The organism is Polaromonas sp. P1_E3 (genome assembly GCF_056405935.1).
On the sequence record NZ_JBFUBD010000311.1, the window covers coordinates 1 to 3,241 of the forward strand.

The window sequence follows — 3,241 nt, forward strand, 5'->3', positions numbered from 1 at the left end:
GTAATAATGCAACTGAATTGCTTTATAGTTTAATGCAACATTGTTGCGTTATGTGTGCGCATGGTGAAAATACACCGCGCTCCCTTTTGCCAAACTCTTTTGGAATGGCTTCATCCCATGGCATCCGTCCAACCTGTCAAGCGCTCCAGAACCGGCCCCGGCATCACCGCCGACGCAGACCCGATTGATGTGCTGCTGTCAGCCCACGGCCTGCGCCGCACCAGCGCTGCGCGCCTGGTGCTGGGCTGGCTGCTGGCCCACCCCGACACCAGCTACACGCACGCGCAGCTGCAGGCCGCTTTGGGCGGCGACGATGATGCCGGCGAAGGCGTGACACTGGACCGCGTCACGCTGTACCGGCTGATCGACCGGCTCACGCAGGTGGGCTTGCTGCTGTGCCGCGTGGATGCCAACCGCGTGCGCCGCTACCAGGCCATGCCGAGCAGCGTGCACGCCATTCCCCACTTTGAATGCCAGAGCTGCCACCGCGACAGCCCCTTGTCGGGTGCGTTGTCGGGCAAGCGTTCGGGTGCGTCTTCAGGTGCGTTGAAGGCCAGCACCAAAGACCTGGAACGCGCCGCGCAGACCGCGCTGGAGGCATTGAAGGCGCTGGGCTACCAAGGCATGAGCATGGACTTTGCCGTGCGGGGTGTGTGCGCCGACTGCGCCACCGGCGCGGCCTCTTCATGATCAGCACACGCCAGCTGGCTTACCGCTACGCCAAGGGCCCTGAGCTCCGCTTTGCGGACGTGGACGTCGCCCAGGGCGGCACCTTGCTGCTGCGCGGTGCGTCGGGATCGGGCAAATCAACCTGGCTGGCGCTGGCGGCGGGTTTGCTGGCGCCCAGTGAGGGCGACATCACGGTGGCCAGCCAGTCCGTCAAGGCACTGGGCGGGCGTGCCGGCGACGCGTGGCGGGCCCAAACCATTGGCTTTTTGCCACAGAAACTTCACCTGAGCCCGGCGCTGACGGTGCAGGGCAACCTTGCCATGGCGCAGTGGGCCGCTGGCCAGCCAGATGATGAAGGCCGCATCGCCGAGGCGTTGGACGCGCTGGATGTGCGCGCGTTGGCTGATCGCAAGCCGTCTCAACTATCAGGCGGGCAGGCGCAGCGTGTGGCGCTGGCGCGCGCGGTGTTGCTCAAGCCGCGCGTGATCCTGGCCGATGAACCCACAGCCAGCCTGGACGATGACGCGGCTGCGGCGTCGCTGGCCTTGTTGCAAAGCGCGGCGCAGCAGCAGGGCGCCACGCTGGTGATTGCCACGCACGATGCGCGTGTCCAGGCCTTTTTTAAGGATGGAAAAGGCCTGCAGTCCTTATTGGTTGTGCGCAAGCAGCTATGAAAACGATAGCATTCAAAACCGTGGTGTTTTCATGGCGCTATTTATGGTCGCGGCCCCTGGCTGCAGCGCTGAATTTGCTGCTGCTCACCCTGGGGCTGGCCTCCATCACTTTTCTGCTGCTCGTCAGCCACCAGATCAGCCAGGCGTTTGACCGCGACGTGGCCGGCATCGATGTGGTGGTTGGCGCCAAGGGCAGCCCGATGCAGCTGATCCTCTCGGGCGTGTTCCACCTTGATGTGCCGACAGGCAATGTTCCGCTGGCGGCGGTGAAGGAACTGGAAAAGCATCCGCAGGTGGCCAAGGTCATTCCCATCAGCCTGGGTGACAGCTTTCGCGGCTTTCGCATTGTGGGCACCACGCCCGACTACATCCACCATTACGACGCGCAACTGGCGCAGGGCGCGCTGTGGTCCAAACCCATGCAGGCCGTTATTGGCGCGCAGGTGGCGCAGCAAACCGGCCTGAAAGTGGGCGACAGCTTTACCGGCACGCACGGCCTGGGGGGCGGCGGTGAAGAGCACAAGCTGAGCCCTTATGTGGTGTCGGGCGTCCTGGCCGCGAGCCACACCGTGCTGGACCGCCTGGTGCTGACGGCCGCCGAATCTGTCTGGCAGGTGCATGAAACCGACACGGCGCTGGACGRTGACGACCGCAAGGTGCTGGAAGAAGAGCGCGAAATCACGCTGGCGCTGATCCAGTACAAGACGCCGCTGGCGGCCGTGACCTTTCCGCGCTACATCAACAGCAGCACCGAGATGCAGGCCGCGGCGCCGGCGCTGGAAATCACGCGCCTGCTGAGCATGGTGGGGGTGGGCACGGACGTGCTGCGCGCGCTGGCCGGCGTACTGCTGCTGACGGCGGGCCTGAGTGTTTTCATTGCGCTGTGGGGTGCCGTGCGCGAGCGCCGGGCCGACCTGGCGCTGCTGCGCATGCTGGGCGCGCCGCCGGCCCGCGTGGCCGGCCTGCTGCTGTGCGAAGCGCTGTGGCTGGCCCTGCTGGCCACCGTGCTGGGCGTGCTGGCGGGGCAGGGGCTGACGGCGCTGCTGGCCTGGACGCTGCAACTTGAAAAATCCGTCTTGATTGGTGCGCTGTCATGGCCGGTCGAGCTGGTCAGTGTGCCGGTACTGGCTTTGGGTGTGGCGCTCGCGTCTGCGTTGCTGCCCGCCTGGGAAGCCTACCGGGTCAGTGTGTTTGAACTTCTCCAATCAAGGTAACCTTCTTATGACAAACCTCTACGCCATCAAAAAATTCCTCACCTTGTCTCCTGTTGCCGCGGCGTTTGCGGCGGTGGCCCTGAGCGCCACGTTCTCGCTGGCCCATGCGCAGCACAACGACAAGGAAACGAAGGAAGACATCCAGCGCCACCGTGCCATGGCCGCCGCCCATGAAAACGCCGCCAAATGCCTGGAATCAGGCAAGAAAGACGAAGTTTGTGAAAAAGAGCTGCAGGCCGCTTGCAAAGGTTTGGCCGTCGGCAAATACTGCGGGATGAAGCACGTTCATTGACGTTCATTGACGTCCACTGACGTCACCGTGACGCCCCTGAAGCGGCCTCACTTTTTTCTGGATTTTCTGGAGTACTGCATGACAGCCTCTTTTAGCCCTCGCACACCAAGCCTTCACGGATTGAAGTGGGTATTGGCCTGCAGCGCGCTGCTGGCTGCTGCCGGTCTCGCGGCGCAAACGCTGTCGTCACCGATGGCGAATGGCGGCAAGCCCGCCGCGGCAGGGCCGGCGTTTGACATACCGGCCGGGCAGGGTGCGGGCGTGCATGGCGCCAACAGCCCGTTTCCACCGCTGGCGGCCCGTACGGACGTGGTGCCCTGGTCAGTGTTGACGGCGGTGAAAACCAAAACCGAGAAGAACCGCATCCTGCCGGTCTTTACGCTGGACCAGAT

The 3,241-nt window shown here is 64.0% G+C and carries 4 protein-coding genes and 1 pseudogene; all 5 read left to right on the forward strand.

The window, feature by feature from the left end:
* The first annotated feature begins 117 nt into the window (after positions 1 to 117).
* Positions 118 to 690 carry a Fur family transcriptional regulator gene (locus tag AC1D0Z_RS18400; protein ID WP_477659640.1) on the forward strand — a complete coding sequence of 191 codons (573 nt, stop codon included), beginning with the start codon at positions 118 to 120 and terminating at the stop codon, positions 688 to 690.
* The gene (locus AC1D0Z_RS18405) at positions 687 to 1,343 is read left to right on the forward strand and encodes an ATP-binding cassette domain-containing protein (protein WP_477659641.1); all 657 of its coding nucleotides are present in this window, start codon (positions 687 to 689) and stop codon (positions 1,341 to 1,343) included. The genes AC1D0Z_RS18400 and AC1D0Z_RS18405 overlap by 4 nt, the downstream gene beginning before the upstream one ends.
* A complete protein-coding gene (locus AC1D0Z_RS18410; protein ID WP_477659642.1) occupies positions 1,340 to 2,557 on the forward strand; it encodes an ABC transporter permease in 1,218 nt (405 codons plus the stop codon). Before AC1D0Z_RS18405 ends, AC1D0Z_RS18410 begins: the two co-directional genes overlap by 4 nt.
* Positions 2,558 to 2,564: 7 nt before the next feature.
* Positions 2,565 to 2,849: a hypothetical protein gene (locus AC1D0Z_RS18415; RefSeq protein WP_477659643.1), complete on the forward strand. Its 285-nt coding sequence runs from the start codon at positions 2,565 to 2,567 to the stop codon at positions 2,847 to 2,849.
* Positions 2,850 to 2,927: 78 nt separating this feature from the next.
* A pseudogene (locus AC1D0Z_RS18420) lies at positions 2,928 to 3,241 on the forward strand (DUF3299 domain-containing protein); the annotation flags it as partial.

Excerpts from the sequence above, each read along its gene's own strand:
- AC1D0Z_RS18405 (WP_477659641.1), top strand. The coding sequence starts at position 687 with ATGATCAGCACACGCCAGCTGGCTTACCGCTACGCCAAGGGCCCTGAG.
- AC1D0Z_RS18415 (WP_477659643.1), top strand. The coding sequence starts at position 2,565 with ATGACAAACCTCTACGCCATCAAAAAATTCCTCACCTTGTCTCCTGTT.
- AC1D0Z_RS18400 (WP_477659640.1), top strand. The coding sequence starts at position 118 with ATGGCATCCGTCCAACCTGTCAAGCGCTCCAGAACCGGCCCCGGCATC.